Here is a 24,653-nt window from a genome sequence, read left to right as displayed (position 1 = left end):
CATTTAAAACAAACTATATAACTGCGCTAAAGGCAGAATGGCTAATGGTTCACAGGTTAATAACTCTCCATTTGCGCGCACTTCATAGGTTTGGGAGTCAACTTCTATGGTGGGCTGCCAACTGTTCAAGCGCATATCATTTTTTGAAATGGTTCGGGTATGTTTACAGGCAGATGTTAGACGGCTTAAACCAATTTTATTCGGTATATCATTATCCATAGCAGCTTGAGAAAGAAAAGTCATCGATAACTGACTTGCTGCGCTGCCATAACTACCAAACATAGGTCGATAATACACTGGTTGAGGCGTAGGAATGGACGCATTTGGATCACCCATTGGCGCAGCTGCAATAAAGCCTGACTTTAAAATTAGGCTGGGTTTGATACCAAAAAATGCGGGTTTCCAAAGCACAATATCTGCTAGCTTACCTACTTCAATGGAGCCAACTTCATGGCTGATACCATGGCTAATCGCTGGGTTGATCGTATATTTGCTAATATAACGTTTAACACGATGATTATCGTTACGTTCACTGTCTTCTTTTAGTGGACCACGCTGTACTTTCATTTTATGAGCGCTTTGCCAAGTTCGACAAATCATTTCACCAACTCGGCCCATCGCTTGAGAGTCAGAGGCAATCATACTAATCGCTCCTAAATCCTGAAGTATATCTTCTGCAGCGATGCTTTCTTTACGAATTCGAGAGTCAGCAAAAGCAACATCTTCAGGAATTGATGGATCTAAATGATGGCATACCATCAACATATCAAGGTGCTCATCAATCGTGTTAACTGTATAAGGTCGTGTCGGGTTAGTTGATGACGGCAACACATTCGACTCGCCACACGCACGAATAATATCCGGAGAATGGCCTCCCCCAGCTCCTTCCGTATGATAGGTATGTATTGTTCTTGAATTAAAAGCCTTCATGGTATCTTCCATGAAACCCGCTTCGTTGAGTGTGTCGGTATGAATGGCTACTTGTACGTCATAGTTATCGGCTACGGTTAAGCAGTTATCAATTGCAGCTGGAGTCGTACCCCAATCTTCATGAAGCTTTAAGCCACACACGCCTGCTTGGATTTGCTCTTCTAATGCGATAGGAAGACTAGCGTTACCTTTACCTAAAAAGCCGAAGTTCATTGGCATATTTTCAGTTGCTTGGAGCATTTTAGTGATGTTCCACGGACCAGGTGTGCAGGTTGTTGCATTACTACCTGTTGCCGGCCCTGTGCCACCGCCAATCATAGTAGTAACACCTGACATCAATGCTTCATCTATCTGCTGTGGGCAAATAAAATGAATATGTGCATCAATCCCACCAGCGGTTAATATTTTACCCTCACCTGCAATAATCTCAGTACCTGGGCCAATCGCGATAGTGACATTATCTTGTATATCAGGATTACCCGCTTTACCAATTGCTACAATTCGTCCGTCTTTAATACCAACATCAGCTTTAATGATCCCCCAATAGTCAATAATCAAAGCATTAGTGATAACCAAATCAGGTGTCAGGGTGCACGATAGCTGCCCTTGCCCCATGCCATCACGAATAACTTTCCCTCCCCCAAATTTTACTTCTTCACCATAATTTGTGTAATCTTTTTCGACTTCGATTATAAGAGCTGTATCTGCTAATCTAAGTCTATCTCCCGTTGTTGGGCCAAACATATGTGCATAAGCGCGTCTATCAATTTTAGCCATTATTATTCTCCAATTGACCCATCACTTGTGCTCTAAATCCGTAAATAGTGCCAGTGCCTGCAAACTTAACGAGCTCGATAGTTCGTCGCTGCCCTGGTTCAAATCGCACAGCTGTACCTGCGGTAATATTCAAACGCCAGCCTTTAGCTAACTCACGCTCAAACAGTAATGCCTGATTCACTTCATAAAAATGATAATGAGATCCAACTTGAATGGGTCTGTCCCCTTCATTTATCACTTCAATCTCAATGGTTGGACGATTCTGGTTGAGATGGATGTCACCGTCAGCTGGAAATAGCTCACCTGGGATCATATTACCTCCTACACAATTGGATTGTGAACAGTTACAAGTTTAGTACCATCAGGGAAGGTTGCTTCCACTTGCACATCTTCAATTAAGTCAGCAACCCCTTCCATCACCATATCAACACTAAGTAATGTTCTGCCATAATCCATTAATTCTGCAACCGTTTTACCTTCACGCGCGCCTTCTAGGATCTCTAATGAGATAAAAGCGATCGACTCTGGATAATTAAGCTTTAATCCTCGCCCAAGCCGCCGCTCAGCTAATAAACCCGCGGTAAATAGGAGTAATTTATCTCTTTCTCTGGGTAATAATTCCATAATAATGCTCTTTATTAAATTTATTTTAGGTGAACCATATTCTCGGTGTTGTCACTTCTTGTGTTAATAAAAAAGGTCGTGTAACTTGCCAAATTGCATTAAAAATTTTACGACACTGCTCACTGCAATCTCCTAAGTAACGAACGATCACCACTTTCTGTAACTGGGTTACTCCAATATGCAAGTCACTTTCAAACAGAGCCACGGCCTGTCGACATAATACAACCAATTCATCCGTTTGTTTTTGCTCTTTTATTGCCCCGCTGAATAACAGCATATTACCCACTACGTGATTGCCACCCAATGCTATTTTTTGCGACGTTATCGCGTCATTAGCCACGAGCGACATACGATCATGAAAAATACATTTCTCATCATGGAATAACGTCGTTGACTGGCGTAAATAGCCGCCATTAAAAGCTTGATCTACGTGCGGTAGGCCTAAACAAATAATTTCCCAACCAATATAAGTTGCGTTTCCTTTAAGGTGAATATCAAGGCCGTTAATAGCATTGGCTTTAGTGTAGACCAATGTTTCCATAGGCAAATATTCAGCGATTGCATTATTTTCAATATAGAAGGTGACATTTTGGGTTTGCTCAGCCGCACAAGGCGATGCTTCCCTTGCTCGATAAAAACGCGCAGCACCTGGTGTAGTAATAAGCGCATGACTATTTTCACCCATGTTAAGGGTTAAATCTAGCGTATCACCAGAGACGATACCTGCCGGTGGGTGTAAAATATAAACATGTGCACACCCATTTTTTTCTGGATAAAAGGCACGTTGGATCCCTAAAGGGCCCTTTCTTATTGTATTTTTTAATATTGTTTTATCTGCTCGTGCTTCAAAGCTAAGTGATAAACTGGCCAACCAACTTCTATCATCAATGGATACGGCTTTATTCATCGAATAATCCTTATACTGATAAATACTTGTTTACTAGTTCATCAGATAAATCATCAATATGCCCAGATGAAACAATACGCCCTCGCTCAATTAAGTTAAATTGCTCTGCTACTGCACGCGCAAAAGGTAATTTTTGCTCCACAAGAATAATCGTCATATTTTTTTCCTTATTTAGAGTAAGCAGTACATCACGGATCAATTGTACAATGTTCGGCTGTATACCTTCATTAGGCTCATCAAGGATAAGCGTATTCGGGTTTAAAACCAGCGCTCTGGCTATTGCAAGCTGCTGTTGCTGACCTCCTGATAAGTCCCCTCCACGCCGTGTCAGCATTTCTTTTAAAACAGGAAAGTAATCAAATACTTCGGTTGGAATGCTTTTAGCTGTTTGTCTTTTACAATTAAGACTTACTTTTAGGTTTTCTTCCACTGTTAATTGAGAAAAAATATGTCGTCCTTGTGGTACATAACCAATTCCGATATTAGGCCGTTTTTCAATATTGGCTTTTGATACATTCGTACCTTCTATTAAAATATCGCCACTAGAGATAGGTAGTAACCCCATTAAGCATTTCAGTAATGTGGTTTTACCTACGCCATTTCGTCCCATAATACAGGTACGCGAACCCGTAGAGATTTGCATGTTTATGTCCCATAAAATTTGGCTTCCCCCGTATTTTTGGTTAAGGTTTGTTGTTTCAATCATACTCCTTCCTCACCTAAATAAACTCGCTTTACTTCTGGATGGCTTTGTACATAATCCATACTCCCCTCAGCTAGAACACTGCCTTGATGTAAGACTGTAACGGTTTTAGCAATCGAGCGTACAAAACTCATATCATGTTCAACCACAACAACCGAATGCTCTCCTGCTAAAGATGTTAACAACTCAGCCGTTCTTTCAACTTCTTGAACGGTTAAGCCTGCAGCTGGCTCATCAACCAAAAGTAATCGAGGTTTAGCCGCTAATAACATTCCAATTTCTAACCATTGCTTTTGTCCATGAGAAAGCTCTCCAGCGTAACGATTTCGCATGGAAACAAGACCTATTGTTTCTAATACCTGATCGATATCATCGCGCTGTTCACCACTAAGTTTATGCAAAAGTGTTGCCCATAACCGCTTATCCATATGCAGGCTTAAGTATAAGTTTTCATACACGGTGAGTGCTTCAAATACGGTGGGCTTTTGAAACTTTCGCCCGATACCGTAACGTGCTATTTGCTCTTGGTTGAGCTTTAGTAAATCAATATTTTGACCAAAGTTCACGGTTCCAGCATCAGGCCGTGTCATACCCGTGATCACGTCCATCAAGGTGGTTTTTCCTGCACCATTCGCTCCAATTAAACAACGTAATTCACCATCATTAATATACAGATTAAGATTATTAAGCGCTTTAAAGCCATCAAAACTTACACTGACATCTTCCATATATAAGATGACGCCATGAGTTGTATCTGGTTTTGGGTAGTTCATCTTACGCTCCTTTTTTACGAGCTAAACGCAGTGATAATTTATTGATAAGTGCTTGCCTCGCCTCAGGATTATTAATTAATCCTACAATCCCTTTTGGCATAAATAGAGTCACTAAGACAAACAACCCACCTAAAGCAAATAACCACGCTTCTGGCATCAGGCCTGTTAATTTCGACTTTGCAAAACTAACCACTAACGCCCCAACAATTGCGCCATAAAGAGTGCCACGCCCACCAATTGCAACCCAAATAACAATCTCGATAGAGTTTATAGGTGAAAATTCACCGGGATTAATAATACCCACTTGAGGCACGTACAATGCACCTGCAATGCCTGCTAATATGGCTGAAAAGGTAAATAAAAATACTTTAAAGCTTACCGTATTGTAACCAACAAAGCTGACCCTTCGCTCAGAATCACGAATACCTAAAACCACTTTACCGGCTTTACAAGTGACAATTTTGTCGCAAACATAATAAGCTACTAATAAAGTGATCACCGTCAGCATAAACAAGACGAGTCGGGTATTATTTGATTGCAATGAAAATCCTAAAATATCTTTAAAATCAGTGAGTCCATTATTGCCACCAAATCCCATCTCATTTCTAAAAAAAGCAAGCATCAGGGCATAGGTCATCGCTTGGGTCATGATTGATAAATATACACCGCTGACTTTTGAGCGAAATGCCATTACCCCAAATATGAACGCAAGGACCCCCGGCACCGCCATGACCAAAAATAACGTCCAAATAAAACTATCGGTCCCTGACCAAAACCATGGTAATGAGCTCCAATCTAAAAAGACCATAAAATCCGGTAAAATTGGGTTACCGTACACACCTCGGTCGCCGATTTGACGCATTAAATACATTCCCATGGCATAGCCACCTAATGCAAAGAATGCCCCGTGCCCTAAGCTCATTATGCCGCAATAGCCCCAGACTAAATCCAGCGATAATGCCAAAAGCGCATAACAAAGGTATTTACCTAATAAGTTTACGGTATAACTACTTACATGAAATATTGACCCCTCTGGAAATACTACATTGGCAATAACGACATAAACGCCCGTTAGTATTAATGTTAGGCATACACGTCGTAGTGAAGTGGAGAACCAATTCATCATCATTCTGCTCTCCCTTTTTTAGGAAATAACCCTTGAGGGCGTTTTTGAATAAAAAAGACTAAGCCCACTAGTACTAAAATACTCGCCATCACCGGCCCCGTAAGAGGCTCTAAAAATTTATTAAGTATACCCAAGCTCATAGCGGAAACTAATGCGCCCCATAAGTTGCCCACGCCACCAAATACCACAACCAAAAATGAATCAATAATATAGGCTTGACCAAGGTTAGGGCCGACATTGGTCAATTGACTCAGTACCACCCCTGCAATACCTGCAATTCCCGAGCCTAAGCCAAATGTAGCGGCATCAACCCAATTACTTTTTATACTTAATGCTTTTGCCATTTCTCTATTTTGTGCAACAGCACGCACATGCAATCCTAATGATGATTTTTTTAGAAAAACTAATAGTGCAAAAAACACCGAAAGTGAAAATAAAATAATATATAAGCGGTTAAAAGTGACGGATAGCGCAGGGTTAATTTGCCATGAGCCGCTCATCCACTCTGGTGAAGCAACTTGACGGTTTAAAGGAGAAAACACTGTACGGACTAATTGCTGCAAAATTAAACTTACACCAAAGGTTGCAAGTAATGTCTCTAAAGGGCGTCCTTTTAAAAATTGAATAACACATCGTTCAATAATGATCCCCACTAAACCTGACACTAAAAATGCAGCGGGAACGGCTATGAATAAAGAGTAAGTGAGTAAATCAGGAAAAAGCTGTTGCACAACGTAAGTAGTATAAGCGCCTAACATGATCATTTCGCCGTGTGCCATATTAATAACACCCATTACACCAAATGTGATTGCTAAGCCAATTGCGGCGAGTAATAACACTGAACCTAAACTCAAACCAAAAAATATATTTTCGACGTAGCCATACCATTTTCTTTTTCTATCAATGGTATCTAGCACACGTTGAATATCTTTGATTGAGGAAGCCGAATGCTTATCTATTGCATTTAACTCATTCATCAATGTAGCTCTGACATCAGGTTCCAAACTTCCTTTTAGTACAGTTAATGAATCATCAAGCTGATTTTCATCACCGCTTTTAAGCTGTTTTAAAGCAACGATTACATCAAGTATGTCTATTATTTCCTCATCATCTTCTTTAGCGAGCCGTTTGTTGAGCGTTTCTGTGTATATGCTATCAACGTCTCGGAGTATCTCTTTTGCTGCGGATAATCGAATGACTTTGTCTGGATTATTTAAATTTTGCTGCGCTTGGAGTTGCTGGATCAAAGTGCGTATATAGTTATTAACTCTTACTTTTTTTAACCTTCCTTGAGGTGTATCAATTGCTTGCGTTGTGATCACATCTGTATAAGTACGTGTCCCTTGAGCATCTTTAGCCATATAAAGTACTTGCTTTGAGCTTGGTACAAAATAAACATCGCCTTGCGATAAACGTCCTAAAAGCTCCGAACTTCTGGGGTCATCTGATAACGCTATTTTATCCAAAAGTGGCGCAAGGCTTTTAAAGTTTGAAGTTGGTAGCTTTGCTACCAGCTTATCAAACTGCGCATCACTTTTCGCACTGACTAATGACGACCAAGTAAAACAGATAAGAATAACGATTCTTAAAATATTAAAGTTCATAATCTATCTCATTCCCTATCTATTGCATAACAAGGTTATGCCAAACTCAAAGTAAAACACGCTAAATATTATTTTGCTCCTGAGCACTTGCCTGCTACTACGTCATAATTTCCGCATGACATTGGCGCACTCCAATCTGACATAATATTTTTAGAGCTTTCTAGGTAGTCTGACCATGCATCACCGCGCACAGTACCAGGAGTTTCCCAAACAACTTCAACTTGACCGTCATCTTGGATTTCACCAATAAAGACTGGTTTTGAGAGATGATGATTAGGATTCATAACTGCCACTCCACCAGTTAAATTAGGCACGGTAACGCCGATAAGTGCATCAGAGACTTTATCGACGTCCGTTGTTCCAGCTGCTGCAACAGCTTTAGCCCACATGTTAAAACCTATATAAGTCGCTTCCATAGGATCGTTAGTAACGCGTTTGTCATCACCGATATACGTTTTCCATTTAGCGATAAATGCTTCATTTTCAGGGGTATATATACTTTGAAAGTAATTCCATGCGGCTAGGTGACCCACTAATGGTGAGGTATCAAAACCTGAAAGTTCTTCTTCACCAACTGAAAAAGCAACCACTGGAATATCTTGTGCAGAAATACCCTGATTACCTAGTTCTTTATAAAAAGGAATGTTCGCATCACCATTTATGGTAGATACCACTGCGGTCTTTTTGCCAGTAGAGCCAAACTTCTTAACCTGCGATACAATATTTTGCCAATCAGAATGACCAAATGGCGTATAGCTAACCATTATATCTTCAGGTTTAACACCGTTTTGCTTTAGGTATGACTCTAAAATTTTATTAGTTGTACGTGGATATACATAATCAGTGCCAAGCAAAATCCAGCGCTTAGCGCCGATATCATTCATCAAATAATCAACGGCAGGAATAGCTTGCTGATTTGGCGACGCGCCAGTGTAAAATACATTTTTAGATGACTCTTCTCCTTCATACTGTACTGGATAAAAAAGCATTCCGTTGAGTTCTTCAATTACCGGTAATACTGATTTTCTAGAAACTGAAGTCCATCCTCCAAAAATCACATCAACCTTTTCTTTAACTAAAAGCTCACGTGCTTTTTCTGCAAATAATGGCCAATTTGACGCAGGATCTACAACCACAGCCTCTAGTTTTTTCCCAAGCAGCCCCCCTTTTTTATTTTGCTCATCTACCATCATTAAAACTGTATCTTTGAGTGTAGTTTCACTGATCGCCATTGTTCCTGTTAAAGAGTGTAATACGCCAACTTTTATTATTTCTTCTTCGGCTATACTCATGCTTGAAAAAGCAGTACTTAAAACAAGGGAACTTCTGATAATTAACGTACGTAACTTCATAATAATTCTCTCATGGTCATTTATTTATCTATGTTTTTGCAATATTTAATGAGGTCTTTAAAGGACCGTATTCGTTACTGCAAACTATGAACTGATTATTACGGGATCAACGCAGAAAAAATATGAGTCAAATTACGTAGGTAGTTTTTGCATCACTCTATTGTCCTTGTGCAGCAATGATTCTATACTGAGTTAAGTGGTAATGATTCTCCAGCCCTTGCCACACTTAGGGTTCAGTGGTGGTCAATTTTCATAGGCAAAAATATTATCAATAACAAAAATAAAACAGAGATACAAAAAGATCGTCCATCACCTTTTAGCCGCCGCACCTATACTGCACTCGTTGCAAATGAAATGATGGAAGATTTTGCATTAAGATATACCTCAAAACGAGCACGTAAGTCGTCCTTTTCTCGCATAGCAATAACCTCTTTAGGTATTGTCTCTTTTATGGTGCTAGAAGCCATAGGCGGAGCAATTACACTCAGTTACGGGTATATTAACGCTGTTTACGCTATTTTAGCGCTTGTTGCCGTTGTTTTTATTTCTGGTTTACCGATTAGTTATTATGCAGCCAAATATGGTGTTGATGTGGATTTACTCAGTCGTGGGGCTGGCTTTGGATATATGGGCTCCACGATCACCTCATTAATTTACGCCTCATTTACCTTTATCTTTTTTGCTTTAGAAGCTGCAATTATGGCGATGGCGCTACAAGTGTGGCTTCAGATACCATTAAGTATCGGCTATGCAATTAGCGCCTTAGTAGTGATCCCATTAGTTTCTCATGGAATTACTAACATCAGTCGCTTCCAATTGTGGACTCAACCTATCTGGTTTGTGCTACAGATGTTTCCATTAATTTATATATTTAACCACTCAGATGTAAATTTAACGGGCTGGATGAACTTTAACGGCGATGCAGGTGAGTCAGCAGAGCATTTTGATATTCTATTATTTGGCGCAGCCTCGGCGGTTTTATTATCGTTAGTGGCACAAATAGGAGAGCAAGTTGATTTTTTACGGTTTTTACCCGTAGCCACTAACAGTAAAAACAAGAAAAAGTGGTGGTTGGCAGTGATATTTGCTGGGCCTGGTTGGGTTATCTTTGGCGCAGCAAAACTGCTTTTAGGATCTTTTTTAGCCTACTTTGCATTGATGCACAATGTCGATAGAGAAATGGCAAATGATCCTGTTCACATGTACCAAACTATATTCTCATTTATGTTTAATGATACAACTTTAAGTATAGCCTTGGCGGCAATTTTCGTCATTTTATCTCAACTGAAAATTAATGTTGCTAATGCCTATGCAGGCTCGCTTGCATGGTCTAACTTTTTCAGCCGGCTTACACATAATCATCCAGGGCGAGTTGTCTGGATGATATTTAATATTTTAATTGCATTATTATTAATGGAATTAGGGGTTTATCATACAATTGAAAGCATGCTTCAAGTTTATTCAGTATTGGTACTAGCTTGGCTTAGCTCAGTAGTGGCTGATTTGATTATTAATAAACCATTAGGTATTGGTCCTGCACATATCGAATTTAGGCGTTCTAAACTCTATGATATTAACCCTGTAGGGGTTGGTTCGATGATTATAGCCTCTACAGTTGGCTTTTTAGCTCATTCAGGTTTACTAGGCCCTATTGCTAAAGCTCTTGGATCTTATATTGCGTTTATTATCCCTTTTATCAGTGTGCCAATAATTGGCTTATTAACCAAAGGGAAGTATTACCTCAATAGCACCCCCCATGATGAGCTCCCTATTAGTAACACCTGTTGTATTTGTGAAAACTCCTTTGATAAAGAAGATATGGCATATTGCCCGGCTTATCAGCAAACTATTTGTTCGCTGTGTTGCTCCCTTGATGCTCGATGTGCAGATAAATGCCGTGACCAAGCAACTTTTTCGGCCCAAATAAAGTCGATTTTAAAGCGCTATTTTAATAGTAAAAGTACTATTTTAGCTTCCACAGCTATTACCCAATGGGTTATTGTCACTACAGTTTTAAGTTGTATTATTGCCGCAGTTCTCTTTTTGATTTACAAGCAAATCCCCAAAAACAGCCCTGAACTAGATGCACTTTTCACCTCACTTTTATTTAAAATATTCTTCTTTTTATTGATTATTGTCGGTGTTGTAAGTTGGCTATTTACCTTAGCAAGGGAAAGTAGCCGTACAACTTTAACAGAACTTAGAGAGCAAACGTCTGCTTTAGCGAGCGAAATAAGTGCTCATGAAAAGACCAGTAAAGCATTTCAATTAGCAGTAACAACGGCTGAATCAGCGAACCAAGCAAAGAGTCGCTATTTAGCTGGGTTGAGTCATGAACTTAGAACGCCACTAAATGTGCTTTTAGGCTACGCCCAGTTACTTTCAAAAGACACTGAACTTAAACAGGAAACACGCCAATCTATTAATACCATGAAACGAAATGGGGAACACTTGGCTGATTTAATTGAAGGCTTGCTTGAGGTATCAAAAATAGAAGCTGGACGACTTTCTATACATCGTGATGAGGTACATCTTAGACCATTATTAGAGCAGCTAGTTAATATGTTTGAGCTACAAGCGTCATCTAAAGGATTAGAATTTAAATATAATTTCCCTGCTTACTTACCAGAATTTGTAACAGTAGACAAACAACGTTTTAGGCAAATACTCATCAATTTAATTTCAAACGCTATCAAGTTTACCCAGTACGGGACTGTGAGTTTCACCGTCGTATACAGAAATGAAGTAGGGCACTTTGAAATAACGGATACAGGTCCAGGAATTTCAGAGGCCGACAAAGAAATAATATTTAAACCTTTTGAAAGAGTTACAGATAACGCCACGCTACCCGGCACAGGTTTAGGCCTAACAATCTCCAGAGCCCTTTCAGATCTTATGGGCGGCGACATATCATTGAACAGTGAAATAGGCAAAGGAAGTTGTTTTAAACTAAGTTTACTACTACCAAAAATAAAAAAAGAACATGCAGAAAACATCTCTGAAAATACTATCAAAGGTTACGAGGGTGTACGAAAAATAGTGCTTGTCGTGGATGATGAAATAGGACAACGAGAGCTCATAAGCGACATTATGACCCCAATTGGGTTTAACCTAATTAGCGCGGACTCTGCGTTTAGCGCCATGACTGAGTTAAATAACAAGAATATAGATATCATTTTGATGGACTTAAAAATGCCTGGTGTGAATGGTTGGCAAGCAGCAAAGCAAATACGGAACTCCGGATTTTTACAACCCATCATAATTGTCTCTGCTAATGTTCGAGATTTAGAGGTGTCTAATACTGCTAACGGACAACATAACGATTATTTAGTAAAACCATTTGATATTAACACTTTACTAGAGAAAGTGGGCTATTGGCTAAACCTAACTTGGCAACACCACATCCCCGCAAAAACGTCTCATGAAACGGAAGGCCATAATCTTACTTTAGTAGGAAAAAACCAATATCAAACTCTTAAGGTGACCGCAGAAATAGGATATTTATCGGGTTTTATCAATAAGTTAAATAAAATAAATGAAGAGTATGCATTTCCTGATGATACTTATCGTCAATTACGTGATTACGCACAACAGTGTCAATTTCAAAAAATAATAAAGCGTCTTGAAGACTTGATTGAAGTATCTAATGACAATGCGCGCGATACGATTAAAGAATAGAGCGCAAGTAATCAAGTTTAAAAGTAGCGCTACATAGCAGATATTTTATCACTACTGCTGCGCGTTATAACACGCAAACAATTCAATACCTCGGTGAACAAAACAATTATTTATCGCGCTCAGCAAAAATTAGCGCAAGTAAAAAAGCAATCGTCCAGGGGGAAATACATTAGATTTTAAAAGCTTTATAATAGCTACAGCGGCTCACGGATAAAATCTGACTATGGTGGCGAAAAATAATGCAGATCATTAATCAAGAGGAAGCAACATACACTCAATAAACGGGTGAAAAAAGAATCAAATGCCACCTTAAAACCTTACAAAAAGCTGAGCCGTCAATATGTCCCTGTGAGTTAGATACAGATAAAATATTGGATGTATGATTGAAATCTCATAAAGGGCTACTTATCAGTGTTCGCGAACTCCTCAAGCACACAATGCTCAGCGATAGCTAATGCGTTAAGCTCTATGCCAGTTAAATTAATGTGTGGTAGTATCAAGAGGCCAATGCAACATGGCTTATTTTCTTTAAAGCAATAAGCCACCAATCCAGCTACTAAATTTAACATAAAGCTGTTGATACTCCGATGTCTCGAATATTCGATGAAGGATATATTCTTGAGTTAGTCATTAATTGTTTACCTTTAAGTGAAGTGAAATAGGCGCACATAGGCACAATTATCCTCGGCATAACGACTAGAAATCGAGTGTAACTGTGTAAGTTAGGAAATTCACTTTTTACATGAGTGACACATAGCTAAGGTAGTAATTTTTAAAATTACGATGATGTGACATATGTAAACTAATAACAATAGTCGTAATTTTACTGGTCGTCATATGTCCTGTCCGCTGATGTTTTTGCATACCATCTTCGAGTAATTATTTTTCCCATCGGGGTATAAATACTTTGCAAAAATCATCGACAACGCAAAACAATCCAACTAATTTAATAATGCCTGGTCCTAGTTTATCCAATTGTTTTTGGTCGAAAGATCGGATCTCTGAACAGGTATTTAGTGCAATTTCTTAAACGAGACTCAGCCTCTTATTGCCTATTAAACTTTGCATGCACTAGCTTATAAAGTGCCGGTAATATTAATAGCGTAAGTAAGGTTGATGAAATAATCCCGCCAACCACAACCGTAGCCAGCGGCCTTTGTAGCTCAGCGCCGGTGCCAGTATTTAGCGCCATAGGAATAAACCCTAAGCTTGCCACTAAAGCGGTCATTAATACTGGACGCAAGCGCGAAAGTGCACCGGTTTGTATCGCATCAATTAAACTAAGCCCATCGGCTCTTAATTGTTTAATAAACGACAGCATAACCACACCGTTTAATACGGCTACGCCACTTAGCGCGATAAAGCCAACGCCTGCCGATATTGATAACGGCATATCGCGTAATAGTAACGCAAGTACACCACCGGTCAGTGCAAGTGGTACGCCGCTAAATATAATTAACGAATCACGAAGTGAATTAAACGCACTGTAAAGCAGGCCAAATATAAGCAATAAAGTAACTGGCACCACCAGCGATAACCGCTTACTTGCCGATTCTAATTGCTCAAATGTGCCGCCGTATTCAATCCAATAACCACTTGGTAAATTAAGATCTGAATTTAAAGCGGCTTGTGCATCACTTACAAAGCTTGCTAAATCACGCCCTTCTACATTTGCAGTAACAACAACATTACGCTTACCGCTTTCACGGTTAATTTGATTAGGCCCTTTATCAATACTAATATTTGCAACTTCCCCTAGCGGTACAAATGCAAGGTCGGGGTTAGCGCTTTTGGGCACCGCTACAGGCAAACGCGCAAGCTGTGATACATCGCTTGACCAGCGCTCATCTAAACGCACTAATAACGAAAAGCGTTTATCGCCTTCATAAATAAGCCCGGTTTGTACACCGCCTACCGCAGCACTTACACTTTGCTGTATATCAGTTACTGTTAAACCTAACAGCGCCATATGATCGCGAAGCGGCGTTACCGAAAGTGTAGGCAAACCTTGTATTTGCTCAAGGCGTACATCAGTTGCGCCAGTAATGTTTTGCACCAAGGCTGTGGCTTTTTCGCCATACTGTTTTAATGTTGATAAATCATCGCCATAAATACGCACCGCAACGTCGGCGCGCACGCCTGCTATTAACTCGTTAAAACGCATTTCTATAGGTTGTGTAAACTCATAGTTGTTACCTGGTACTTCATTTACTAAATGGCGAATTTGCTTAACCAGCTCTTCTTTACTTAAAGCGGGATTAGGCCATTGTTCGCGCGGCTTTAACATTAAAAAGGTATCGGCAACGTTAGGTGGCATAGGATCGTTTGCTACATCTGGGGTGCCAATTTTTGAAAATACTTTTTCAACTTCAGGTATGTCTAAAATGGCTTGCTCTAGCTCTTTTTGCATTTTTACCGATTGTTCAATACCGGTGCCGGTAATGCGCAGTGCGTGCATCGCTATATCGCCTTCATCAAGCTGCGGTAAAAATTCAGCGCCCATATTTTTAACTTTAAAACCAAGTACAATTACAAGCACAGCAGCAATGCTTAACATTACCCATGGCAACTTAAGCGATAAACCAAGCAGTGGTTTGTAGCCTTTTTTAATACCGCGCATAACGGCATTTTCGCTCTCGCTTACTTTACCTCGCACAAATACCGCAATAGCGGCAGGTACAAAGGTAACAGCAAAAATAAGTGCGCCAACTAGTGCGGCTACAACCGTAAATGCCATTGGCTGAAACATTTTTCCCTCAACCCCACTAAGTGCAAACAGCGGCAAATACACCAGCATAATAATTAAAATGCCAAATACCGCAGGGCTAAACACTTCTTTAGTAGCGGCGGTTACAACACTTAAACGCTCATTTAATGTAAGTAGCCGGCCATGTTTATGCTGCGCAAGGCCAAGTTGTCTTAAACAGTTTTCAACCACAATTACAGCGCCATCAACTATTAAACCAAAGTCGATTGCGCCTAGGCTCATTAGGTTACCCGACACACGATTACCTACCATACCGGTAATGGCAAATAACATGCTAAGCGGAATAACCATTGCCGTAATAAGCGCGCCGGTTACATTACCTAATAACAGCAGCAAAATAACAATCACTAATACAGCGCCTTCAAACAGGTTAGTTTTTACAGTGTCTATGGTTTTATCAACAAGGGTTGTGCGGTCATAAACTGCTTCTACCACAACACCTTCAGGCAAGCTTAGCTGTACGTCTTTGAGTTTATCAGCCATGGCTTTTGCCACTACGCGGCTGTTTTCGCCAATTAGCATCATGGCGGTGCCGAGCACGGTTTCTTTACCATTATAAGTAGCAGCGCCGGTTCTGAGCTCTTTACCTAAACGCACATTTGCTACATCTTTAATCCGTACTGGTGCATCATCGCGCTTAGCAACTACAGTATTGGCTATACCATCAATGGTTTTTAATTGCCCTGGTGAGCGCACTAAATATTGTCCGTCAAAGCGTTCTATAAACCCTGCGCCTTGGTTGCTGTTATTTAATTTAAGTGCAGTAATTACATCGCTTAGCGTGAGCTTATAAGCGAGTAGTTTTTCAGGCACGGGGGCTACTTGGTACTGGCGCTCAAATCCACCTTGGCTGTTTATTTCGGTAACACCTTTTACTTTTAATAGCTGCGGGCGAATAACCCAATCTTGCAGGGTACGTAAATCCTCTGCGTTAAATGGCGTGCCATCATCTTTTAATGCACCGTTATTTGCATGCACAGAGTAAGTAAAAATCTCCCCTAGCCCGCTGGCAATTGGCCCTAAGTTTGGCTCAATATTGGCTGGCAAGTCTGAGCGAATACTTTGGATGCGCTCTGATATTTGCTGGCGCGCCCAGTAAATATCAGTGCCTTCGTTAAAAATAACGGTAACTTGCGAAAGCCCATAACGCGAAATAGAACGAGTGTAATCAAGCTTTGGTATGCCCGCCATAGCGGTTTCAATTAAATAGGTAATGCGCTGCTCTGCTTCAAGCGGGGTAAACCCAGGCGCTTTTGTATTTATTTGTACTTGCACATTAGTTATATCGGGTACGGCATCCACGGCTAAATTTTGTGTGTTGTATACACCAAACCCAGCAAATAAAAGCGTGAGCGCAAGCACCATCATGCGGCGTTTAACCGCAAAAGAAACGATCCAATCAATCATGCTGCCTCCTAGTGTGAGTGGCTTGCGCCGCTTTTTAATATATCGGCTTTAATTACATAACTATTTTGCGTTACGTACTCACTATTTGGCGAAAGCCCCTCAAGTACCTCTACCCACTCGCTGTTTTTAGCACCAAGCTTTACAGGGCGGACTTCAAATACATTGCCGCTTTTAATAAACACACTAGGTTTGCCGTTAAATTCCTGCACAGCTGTAGCCTTTACTCGCACTGCAGCATCTACTTTTGCAGTACTAATGTCGCTATTAACATGCATACCAGGACGCCAATGACCATCAGGGTTTGTAAGCTCGATTCGCGCACGCGCAATATGCCCGCCGCTCATCATCGGGGCTATGTAAAACACCTCACCTTGCGCATTTAAATGATGATGTAAATCGTACACTTTTGCGCTTTGTCCTATGGCGAGCTTTTCAATATTTTCAGGAAAAGCCGAGAGCTCGACCCATACGGTTTCAAGGTTTACTATTTGCATTAATGCGCTGTTGGCAAGCTCACCGCGCTTTAAATATTGCTCGGTAATAACGCCTGTAATTGGGCTTTTTATGGTGTAATTTTGTAGGGTTTCGCGGTTGGTAATGCTGGCAAGTTTATCGCCTTTTTTAACGTTTTGACCAATGCTTACAAAGATATCGTTAACTAAGCCGGTATAAGGCGCCATTACTTCAACGGTGCCGTGCGCGGTGGATGCTATAACACCAAATAAAGTATCTGTTAGCTCAACCGTGCCTGCTTTTGCAATGTCGGTTTTAATTCCTGCGCGTTCAATTGCTTGGGAGCTTAGCGTTGTACGCCCTTCTTCTTGCTCATGGTGGTAGTTAATTTTTTGCCCTTTATAACTTGCCATTACATCGAGCTTAAACGAGTGCGGCTCGTTTACGCTCACGGTACTTACTAAATAGTCATCTTCAGCTTTAAAACGAATAAGCTGTGGCTCTTCACTTAAACGCTGCACATTTATGGTTACGTCTAACTGGTTTATATCCACAGCTTTATCGTTATTAAAGCCATATATTCGCAGCTCGGTATTACCTGCAAACTGAGTTAACTTGAGCTCTAAATCAAGCGCGTTATTGGTTAGTAAAAATCCGCCGTGTGGGCCTTTTTGTGTGTGTTCGTCTTTGTGGCCTTCTTCGTGACCTTTTTCGTGATGGCTATCAGATGCCATAGCCGTGCTACTTAATAATGGGAGTGCAAATAATTGCGTTATAAATAATGCGATAAGAGTGTTATTCATGATTGATGAGTCTCAATTAAAGGTTGGCCAGTTAAACGCTCAAGGGTAAGCAGCACTTGATATAGCTCGCTATGGATGTTGATAAGTGCGCGTTTAGAATCAAATAGAGCTTGCTGTGCGTCTAGCAATTGCAATACCGATATTTGCCCTTGTTGGTAGCTCTTTAAACTTTGTTTTATAAGCGTTTGTGCTTGTGGAATAACTTGATGTGTTAATAGCTGTGCCTGCGCAGTTTTACCTTGGTAATACGCATACAAAGTGCGTATTTGCTGGCGTAGCTGAATACGTAATTGCCCTTGTTGCTCATTAAGTAGCGTAAGTTGACTTTGAGCCGCTTCAATATTACCGCTATTAGAATTGCTTAATTGCAGCGGCATTGAAAAAGAAAACACCAACGAGCTGGCATCAGTTTGCTGGTTATATCGCACGCCACCACCAAGGGTTAAATCGCTTTGCCCGCTTGAGCGCTGCAGCGATAAATTAGCCGTTTGCTGCATATATTGCTGTTGTAGCAGTGCAAATTCAGGTGCTGTATTTACCGCATCAAGTAGCGCTGCTTCACTTTTAATAGCAGCTATTTGTGATAAATCGCCAGCATAGTAATCACTCACTTGCGGCTCTTGCCAAAGCTCGGTTAGAGCTAAGCGCGCACGCTCAAATTCGCTATTTAGCATCAGCGTATTTAAATCTACTTGGCTTAATGCATAACGCATGCGGGTTACATCAGCACTTGAGGCTGCACCCGCTTTAGCGCGTTTTTCAATTGCGTTAAGTGCCTGCTTAACGGTGTTTTTACGCTCACTATTTAAAGCAATTAACGCCTGAAATTTAAGTATTTGGTAATAGCGCTCAGCGGTGGTTGCTAAAAGTGCTAACCGAGTATTTTTATACTCAATTGTTTGCGCTTTTATATTTGCCGTGGCGTAGTTAATGCGGTTTTGGCGTTTATCACCCAGCTCTATTAATTGGCTTAAAGCCAGCGTGTACTGCGCCCCCGAAAACGCATGGGAGCCATGGGTTCCTAAAAAGTTTTCAGCTTCAAAACTCAGCTCAGGATTAGGTGAAAGCGCAGCTTGGGTTTTAAGCGCCGTTAATATTTTTTGATGATACGGGTAGCGTTTAAGCTCAGCATTTTGCTGCTCGGTATTTTTAAGCGCTTGCTTTAGCGTTAATACGTTTTGAGGCTCATTTTTTGCCAAAACGCTCATTGCAGGTAATGCGCACAGTAGCGCCACCAGCATAAGTGGTTTTTTGTTCATATAGCATGTCCGTTTTTTAACAAACAGAGTTGACTTAATCACTACGCCTATTTTAAAAACAAGCGCAATTAAGCAACCTAAATATGTACATAACTAGCCTTATAGCGCACAGGCGCAGGCAGTTATTTACAAAGTGTTTAAAATTAAAAACTAGCTATAAAAATTTGGTGGCGGAACATCTGGTGGATAGTTTAAACCGCTATAGCACGCAGGCAGTGTAGCTTGGCTTTGCTCAGGGCTTATAGAGTGATTTAGCGTACTGTAGTAACCACAGTGGCAATGCTGATGGGCATGTATTTCAGTAGGTGATTGCGCATCTTCATCGTTTGCATTTGTTTGAGAATGAACATGCGTAACGTGATCAACTTCTTCTTGCAGGTGATACGCCGCCGCATCACAGCTAATAAAGCTGTGCACAAGCACTAAAAGTATCACGACTAAAAAGTAGTTTGAGCGCATTACCTACCTAAAAACTCTAAAATGCAATTTAAGAAATCGCACAATACCTTAAATTTATTCAAATGTAGAGAGCCGCTTACGTTATTTTCTAAATTCACTTGGTGATACACCCACTGATTTTTTAAACCGTTTAGAAAAATTAAATATATTAGGATACCCCACGTAAGCGGCAATATGGGCAACAGGCCAGCGGGTATTTAGTAGTAAGCTTTTAGCTCGTTTAATGCGTAAATAAATAAGCTGCTGCATAGGGCTTTTACCAAATTGAGCTTGGCATAACCTATGTAAATGTGGTGCTGAGTAATGCACGTGCTCGCACATAACCTCTATAGTCCAATCAAACTGTAAGCGCTCTTCTACCTCTAAAAACAAGCTGGTTAATCTGTTTTGCCCACCTATTTGCGGCTCGCTTTGCAACGTAGTGTTTAAATAGTGGCTTAAAATAGGCATAACACCTTCGCGCAAAGTAGCGTTACTTTCGCTATATAAAAGTTCCATAGCTAAATGTAATGGCGCTAATTGCTGATTAGTTAATACCTTAGCCTGTGCTAAATTTAAATGTTGCCAACGTTTAGTGTTTGCAAGGTTTAGCCAAATCACATCCCACTTTTCGCTTGCTATTTTAACCTCAAAACTTTGCCTTGCAGGCAATATAGCTAAGCTATTTTCAGTTAATGAGTATTGGTTATTAACTGTTTTAAGTGTGCCCTGACCAGCCAAAGTATAAAAAAGAGTGTGTTCAAGCGGGTTAGTACGTGCAACACAATAGTCACCCAATAAATTAGAGCAACCTGCCAGCTCTATTTCAAGGTTTGGCATTTGCGAAAGCGTGGTTAAATCAATAAACCGCTCTGTACACTCTGGGCCAATATCGAGTACATCTACAATAGTGTTGCGCATAATTTAAAATGATAGCTTTGGATAAATAAAAGAGAGCTTTAAGCATAACCTCAACGCATTATTTTAGCTATATTTAAGCCACTATAATTGCCATACATGCAATAGGACACTAATGAACTCACTACAGCACATAATTAACCGCCGTGATTGGGAAAACCCAATTTCAGTACAAGTTAATCAAGTAAAAGCGCACAGCCCACTCAATGGATTTAAAAGCGTTGACCATGCCCGCTCTAACACACAATCACAAAAACAAAGTTTAAACGGCCAATGGGATTTTAAATTATTTGATAAACCCGAAGCGGTTGATGAATCACTGCTAAGTGAAACACTAAGCAAAAATTGGCAAAGTATTCCTGTGCCTTCTAACTGGCAGTTACACGGCTTTGATAAACCTATTTACTGTAATGTTAAATACCCATTTGCAGTTAACCCGCCATTTGTACCAAGCGATAACCCAACAGGTTGCTACCGCACTGAGTTTACTATTACGGCGGATCAATTAGCGCAACGAAACCATATTATTTTTGAAGGCGTAAACTCGGCGTTTCACCTTTGGTGTAACGGTCAATGGGTGGGTTATTCGCAAGATAGTCGCTTACCGAGCGAGTTTGATTTAAGCGAGCTGTTAGTGGCAGGTACTAACCACATTGCGGTTATGGTTATTCGCTGGAGCGATGGCAGTTACCTAGAAGATCAAGACATGTGGTGGCTAAGCGGTATATTCCGCGATGTTAACTTACTTACCAAACCGCAAAGCCAAATTCGCGATGTATTTATTACTCCCGATTTAGACGCCTGCTACCGCGATGCGACGCTACATATAAAAACCGCGATAAATGCGCCAAATAACTACCAAGTAGCAGTACAGGTTTTTGATAATGAGCAAGCACTCTGCGAGCCACACATACAAAGCACTAACAATAAACGCGTTGATGAAAAAGGCGGCTGGAGCGATGTAGTATTTCAAACCATTGATATACAAAGCCCTAAAAAGTGGACCGCCGAAACCCCATACTTATACCGCTGCGTTGTAAGCCTGCTAGATGAGCAAGGCAACACAGTAGATGTTGAAGCCTATAACATTGGTTTTAGAAAAGTGGAAATGCTTAACGGGCAGCTTTGCTTAAACGGCAAACCGCTACTTATTCGCGGTGTTAACCGCCACGAACACCACCCAGAAAACGGCCACACAGTAAGCACCGCCGACATGATTGAAGATATTAAGCTGATGAAGCAAAATAACTTTAATGCTGTACGTACTGCTCACTATCCTAACCACCCGCGTTTTTACGAGCTGTGCGACGAGCTAGGTTTATACGTAGTGGACGAAGCAAACATAGAAACCCATGGCATGTTCCCAATGGGTAGGCTTGCCAGCGATCCACAGTGGGCTGGTGCATTTATGTCGCGCTATACACAAATGGTTGAGCGCGATAAAAACCACGCCTCTATTATTATTTGGTCATTAGGTAACGAATGCGGACACGGCGCCAACCACGATGCTATGTACGGATGGTCAAAAAGCTTTGACCCTTCTCGCCCAGTGCAATACGAAGGTGGCGGCGCAAATACCACAGCAACCGACATTATTTGCCCAATGTATGCCCGTGTAGATACGCATGTTGCCGACGACGCCGTACCAAAATATTCAATAAAAAAATGGCTAAGCCTACCGGGTGAAACGCGCCCACTTATTTTATGTGAGTACGCCCATGCAATGGGTAACAGCCTAGGTAGCTTTGACGATTACTGGCAAGCATTTAGAGAATACCCTCGCCTGCAAGGTGGCTTTATTTGGGATTGGGTAGACCAAGGTTTATCTAAAACTGATGAAAACGGTGAGCATTATTGGGCTTACGGCGGCGATTTTGGTGATGAACTAAACGATCGCCAATTTTGTATTAACGGCTTATTATTCCCTGACCGTACCCCGCACCCTAGCCTATTTGAAGCAAAATACAGCCAACAGCATTTACAATTTACGCTGCGCGAGCAAACTAAAAATCAATACACTATTGATGTATTTAGCGATTACGTATTTAGACACACAGATAACGAAAAGCTCGTTTGGCAGTTAATGCAAAATGGCATCTGTGTTGAACAAGGCGAGCATGTACTTAATATTGCTCCGCAAAGTACACACACGTTAACAATTAAAACTAAAACAGCGTTTGAGCAAGGTGCGCAATATCACCTTAATTTAGATGTAGCACTAATTAACAACTGCAGCTTTGCAAGTGCCGAGCATGTATTAAACACCGAGCAGTTTAAGCTTATAAATAGTAATAATTTAAACAGTGAATCATTTACATCAACTACAGAGCAAAGTGCTATAAGTGTTAGTGAAACCGACTCTCAACTAAGTATTGAAAACGATAAGTTTAAACTTGTTTTTAGTAAGCAATCAGGGCTTATAGAGCAGTGGTTACAAAACGATACTCAGGTTATTAGTAGCCCACTGGTTGATAACTTTTATCGCGCCCCGCTTGATAACGACATAGGCGTAAGCGAAGTAGATAACCTAGACCCTAATGCATGGGAGGCACGTTGGTTACGTGCAGGTATAGGGCAATGGCAGCGCACATGCAGCTCAATTCACGCAGTGCAATCAAGTGTTGATATACGTATTACATGTGTATTTAATTATGAGTTTAATGGCGTGCTACAAGCTCAAACACAGTGGCTATATACACTAAATAATACCGGCAATATTAGCTTAAATGTTGATGTGCACTTAAACGATACACTTCCGCCAATGCCGCGTATAGGGCTAAGTACAACGCTTAACAAGCAAAGCGATACAAAAGTAAACTGGCGTGGTTTAGGGCCTTTTGAAAACTACCCAGATCGCAAAGCCGCAGCACGTTTAGGTTATTACAGCTTGAGCTTAAATGAGCTACATACATCGTATATATTCCCAACCGATAACGGCGTACGTAGTGATTGCCAATTACTGAGTATTAATAACTTAACCGTGACTGGCGCGTTTTTATTTGCAGCCAGTGAGTATTCGCAAAGTATGTTAACGCAAGCGAAACACACTAACGAACTCATTGCTGATGATTGCGTACATGTACACATTGATCATCAACATATGGGGGTTGGTGGCGATGATTCATGGAGCCCAAGTACCCATAAAGAATATTTACTTGAGCAAAAGCAGTACAGCTATTCTTTAACTTTTTCAGCTAAATAATTTAGTAGTTAACCTACAAAAATAGCGGCCAAATTGGCCGCTATTCTTCAATTAATAAACTCTATTTATTAGCTAGTTTTTTAGCTAATACGTTATCAAGAGAAAAGCTTCCCGCTCCTTGAATTGCTAAAACTACAGTTACTACAAGTAACGTTAATGCGTATTCATAGCCATTGTTTGCCATAAATAAGCCATTACTAATATGTACGCTAAAAATAGCAATCAGCATAGTAAAGCCGGCAACTACAGCTGCTGGGCGAGTTAACAAACCAATTGCTAATGCAATGCCACCAAAAAACTCAGCGCTACCTGCCATCATTGCTAACCAATAGCCAGGCTCTAAACCAATACTCGCCATCCATTGGCCTGTACCTTCAAGCCCGTAACCGCCAAACCAAGCAAATAGTTTTTGTGCACCATGCGCCGCTAAAATAAGGCCAACTGGTACTCGTAAAATTAATGCTGCTACGCCTGCTTTTGAGCTAAGTAATGTGTTTAGTAATTTCATGAGTTTTAGTCCTGTTTTAATTTATTTAATCGTTAGGTTTTTCCTAACCGTTGAACACAGTTTACTATCATCATTAAAAAACATTAATACGGAACTCATTGGTTAATTAGCAACGCAGTATTTATAATAATCCATAAAAAAACCGCCAACCCAAAGGTTGACGGTTTTTTATTAACGTATTACTTAGGGCGATTTAATCTTCCTTGGATTGAAATTTGTTCAATCCAAGGAAGATTAAATCGCGGCGCGAGGTTTGTAACCTAGTGGGCTAAGTAAAAACCGAGCAACAAAGAGTTAATCGTCCCTAGAAAGAACCCAAAGGGCAGCGCATGTTTGGTATTTATGCTGCGTTATCGCCTATTCATGGGGAATAACCACACTACATAGGCTCCGCCTTGCCTAAAAACCAAACATACTGTTGCAA

17 protein-coding genes and 1 pseudogene are annotated in these 24,653 nt (G+C 40.6%); 2 read left to right on the top strand and 16 right to left on the bottom strand.

All coding sequences use genetic code 11. The annotated features are described in order from the left end of the window. Positions 1-3: 3 nt before the first annotated feature. From ureC to urtA, 9 genes are all read right to left on the bottom strand, one after another. A complete protein-coding gene (gene ureC / locus QT16_RS19650; protein ID WP_039490342.1) occupies positions 4-1,707 on the bottom strand; it encodes an urease subunit alpha in 1,704 nt (567 codons plus the stop codon). Beyond that, a complete protein-coding gene (locus QT16_RS19645; RefSeq protein WP_039490340.1) occupies positions 1,700-2,020 on the bottom strand; it encodes an urease subunit beta in 321 nt (106 codons plus the stop codon). The genes ureC and QT16_RS19645 overlap by 8 nt, the downstream gene beginning before the upstream one ends. A gap of 8 nt (positions 2,021-2,028) precedes the next feature. Beyond that, a complete protein-coding gene (gene ureA / locus QT16_RS19640) occupies positions 2,029-2,331 on the bottom strand; it encodes an urease subunit gamma (protein ID WP_039490338.1) in 303 nt (100 codons plus the stop codon). Positions 2,332-2,356: 25 nt separating this feature from the next. Beyond that, positions 2,357-3,238 carry an urease accessory protein UreD gene (locus QT16_RS19635; RefSeq protein WP_039490335.1) on the bottom strand — a complete coding sequence of 294 codons (882 nt, stop codon included), beginning with the start codon at positions 3,236-3,238 and terminating at the stop codon, positions 2,357-2,359. A 10-nt stretch (positions 3,239-3,248) separates the two neighbouring features. Further along, positions 3,249-3,944: an urea ABC transporter ATP-binding subunit UrtE gene (urtE, locus tag QT16_RS19630; RefSeq protein WP_039490333.1), complete on the bottom strand. Its 696-nt coding sequence runs from the start codon at positions 3,942-3,944 to the stop codon at positions 3,249-3,251. Beyond that, on the bottom strand, positions 3,941-4,714 hold the full coding sequence (gene urtD / locus QT16_RS19625) for an urea ABC transporter ATP-binding protein UrtD (protein WP_039490330.1): 774 nt from the start codon (positions 4,712-4,714) through the stop codon (positions 3,941-3,943). The genes urtE and urtD overlap by 4 nt, the downstream gene beginning before the upstream one ends. Before the next feature lies 1 nt (position 4,715). Continuing rightward, positions 4,716-5,837: an urea ABC transporter permease subunit UrtC gene (gene urtC, locus QT16_RS19620; RefSeq protein WP_152609355.1), complete on the bottom strand. Its 1,122-nt coding sequence runs from the start codon at positions 5,835-5,837 to the stop codon at positions 4,716-4,718. A 2-nt stretch (positions 5,838-5,839) separates the two neighbouring features. After that, the gene (gene urtB, locus QT16_RS19615; RefSeq protein WP_039490328.1) at positions 5,840-7,444 is read right to left on the bottom strand and encodes an urea ABC transporter permease subunit UrtB; all 1,605 of its coding nucleotides are present in this window, start codon (positions 7,442-7,444) and stop codon (positions 5,840-5,842) included. A gap of 68 nt (positions 7,445-7,512) precedes the next feature. Beyond that, on the bottom strand, positions 7,513-8,796 hold the full coding sequence (gene urtA / locus QT16_RS19610; RefSeq protein ID WP_039490326.1) for an urea ABC transporter substrate-binding protein: 1,284 nt from the start codon (positions 8,794-8,796) through the stop codon (positions 7,513-7,515). 354 nt (positions 8,797-9,150) lie between these two features. Between urtA and QT16_RS19605 the strand changes: the two genes are divergently transcribed. Beyond that, complete coding sequence (locus QT16_RS19605; RefSeq protein ID WP_152609353.1) at positions 9,151-12,474, top strand: ATP-binding protein; 3,324 nt, start codon at positions 9,151-9,153, stop codon at positions 12,472-12,474. Positions 12,475-12,875: 401 nt separating this feature from the next. Here QT16_RS19605 and QT16_RS20720 read toward each other — a convergent pair. The 6 genes and pseudogenes from QT16_RS20720 to QT16_RS19580 form a co-directional block, all read right to left on the bottom strand. Continuing rightward, positions 12,876-13,428: pseudogene (locus tag QT16_RS20720) on the bottom strand (hypothetical protein). Positions 13,429-13,519: 91 nt separating this feature from the next. Beyond that, positions 13,520-16,648 carry an efflux RND transporter permease subunit gene (locus QT16_RS19600; RefSeq protein ID WP_039490322.1) on the bottom strand — a complete coding sequence of 1,043 codons (3,129 nt, stop codon included), beginning with the start codon at positions 16,646-16,648 and terminating at the stop codon, positions 13,520-13,522. Positions 16,649-16,656: 8 nt separating this feature from the next. Next, the gene (locus tag QT16_RS19595; protein WP_039490320.1) at positions 16,657-17,904 is read right to left on the bottom strand and encodes an efflux RND transporter periplasmic adaptor subunit; all 1,248 of its coding nucleotides are present in this window, start codon (positions 17,902-17,904) and stop codon (positions 16,657-16,659) included. Beyond that, the gene (locus tag QT16_RS19590) at positions 17,901-19,163 is read right to left on the bottom strand and encodes a TolC family protein (protein WP_039490318.1); all 1,263 of its coding nucleotides are present in this window, start codon (positions 19,161-19,163) and stop codon (positions 17,901-17,903) included. Before QT16_RS19590 ends, QT16_RS19595 begins: the two co-directional genes overlap by 4 nt. Before the next feature lie 150 nt (positions 19,164-19,313). Continuing rightward, a complete protein-coding gene (locus QT16_RS19585) occupies positions 19,314-19,622 on the bottom strand; it encodes a hypothetical protein (protein WP_039490315.1) in 309 nt (102 codons plus the stop codon). 81 nt (positions 19,623-19,703) lie between these two features. Next, entirely contained in the window at positions 19,704-20,522 is an 819-nt protein-coding gene (locus QT16_RS19580) for an AraC family transcriptional regulator (RefSeq protein ID WP_039490313.1), read from the bottom strand. A 112-nt stretch (positions 20,523-20,634) separates the two neighbouring features. On the opposite strand from QT16_RS19580, the gene QT16_RS19575 reads away from it, so the two are divergent. Continuing rightward, positions 20,635-23,721: a beta-galactosidase gene (locus QT16_RS19575; protein ID WP_039490311.1), complete on the top strand. Its 3,087-nt coding sequence runs from the start codon at positions 20,635-20,637 to the stop codon at positions 23,719-23,721. Positions 23,722-23,782: 61 nt separating this feature from the next. Here QT16_RS19575 and QT16_RS19570 read toward each other — a convergent pair whose 3' ends face one another. Next, entirely contained in the window at positions 23,783-24,229 is a 447-nt protein-coding gene (locus QT16_RS19570) for a DoxX family protein (protein WP_039490309.1), read from the bottom strand. Positions 24,230-24,653: the final 424 nt, after the last annotated feature.

The sequence above is a fragment of the Pseudoalteromonas distincta genome (assembly GCF_000814675.1).
Lineage (GTDB): Bacteria > Pseudomonadota > Gammaproteobacteria > Enterobacterales > Alteromonadaceae > Pseudoalteromonas > Pseudoalteromonas distincta.
Note: the sequence above shows the minus strand (reverse complement) of the source record. Positions and strands in the feature narration are given on the sequence as shown.

Bases quoted from the DNA above. Each gene is read 5' to 3' on its own strand.
- urtE (WP_039490333.1), bottom strand. From the start codon at position 3,944: ATGATTGAAACAACAAACCTTAACCAAAAATACGGGGGAAGCCAAATT.
- urtB (WP_039490328.1), bottom strand. From the start codon at position 7,444: ATGAACTTTAATATTTTAAGAATCGTTATTCTTATCTGTTTTACTTGG.
- QT16_RS19585 (WP_039490315.1), bottom strand. From the start codon at position 19,622: ATGCGCTCAAACTACTTTTTAGTCGTGATACTTTTAGTGCTTGTGCAC.
- urtC (WP_152609355.1), bottom strand. From the start codon at position 5,837: ATGAATTGGTTCTCCACTTCACTACGACGTGTATGCCTAACATTAATA.
- urtA (WP_039490326.1), bottom strand. From the start codon at position 8,796: ATGAAGTTACGTACGTTAATTATCAGAAGTTCCCTTGTTTTAAGTACT.
- QT16_RS19645 (WP_039490340.1), bottom strand. From the start codon at position 2,020: ATGATCCCAGGTGAGCTATTTCCAGCTGACGGTGACATCCATCTCAAC.
- QT16_RS19605 (WP_152609353.1), top strand. From the start codon at position 9,151: ATGATGGAAGATTTTGCATTAAGATATACCTCAAAACGAGCACGTAAG.
- urtD (WP_039490330.1), bottom strand. From the start codon at position 4,714: ATGAACTACCCAAAACCAGATACAACTCATGGCGTCATCTTATATATG.
- ureC (WP_039490342.1), bottom strand. From the start codon at position 1,707: ATGGCTAAAATTGATAGACGCGCTTATGCACATATGTTTGGCCCAACA.
- QT16_RS19595 (WP_039490320.1), bottom strand. From the start codon at position 17,904: ATGAATAACACTCTTATCGCATTATTTATAACGCAATTATTTGCACTC.
- QT16_RS19570 (WP_039490309.1), bottom strand. From the start codon at position 24,229: ATGAAATTACTAAACACATTACTTAGCTCAAAAGCAGGCGTAGCAGCA.
- QT16_RS19590 (WP_039490318.1), bottom strand. From the start codon at position 19,163: ATGAACAAAAAACCACTTATGCTGGTGGCGCTACTGTGCGCATTACCT.
- QT16_RS19635 (WP_039490335.1), bottom strand. From the start codon at position 3,238: ATGAATAAAGCCGTATCCATTGATGATAGAAGTTGGTTGGCCAGTTTA.
- QT16_RS19600 (WP_039490322.1), bottom strand. From the start codon at position 16,648: ATGATTGATTGGATCGTTTCTTTTGCGGTTAAACGCCGCATGATGGTG.
- QT16_RS19580 (WP_039490313.1), bottom strand. From the start codon at position 20,522: ATGCGCAACACTATTGTAGATGTACTCGATATTGGCCCAGAGTGTACA.
- QT16_RS19575 (WP_039490311.1), top strand. From the start codon at position 20,635: ATGAACTCACTACAGCACATAATTAACCGCCGTGATTGGGAAAACCCA.
- ureA (WP_039490338.1), bottom strand. From the start codon at position 2,331: ATGGAATTATTACCCAGAGAAAGAGATAAATTACTCCTATTTACCGCG.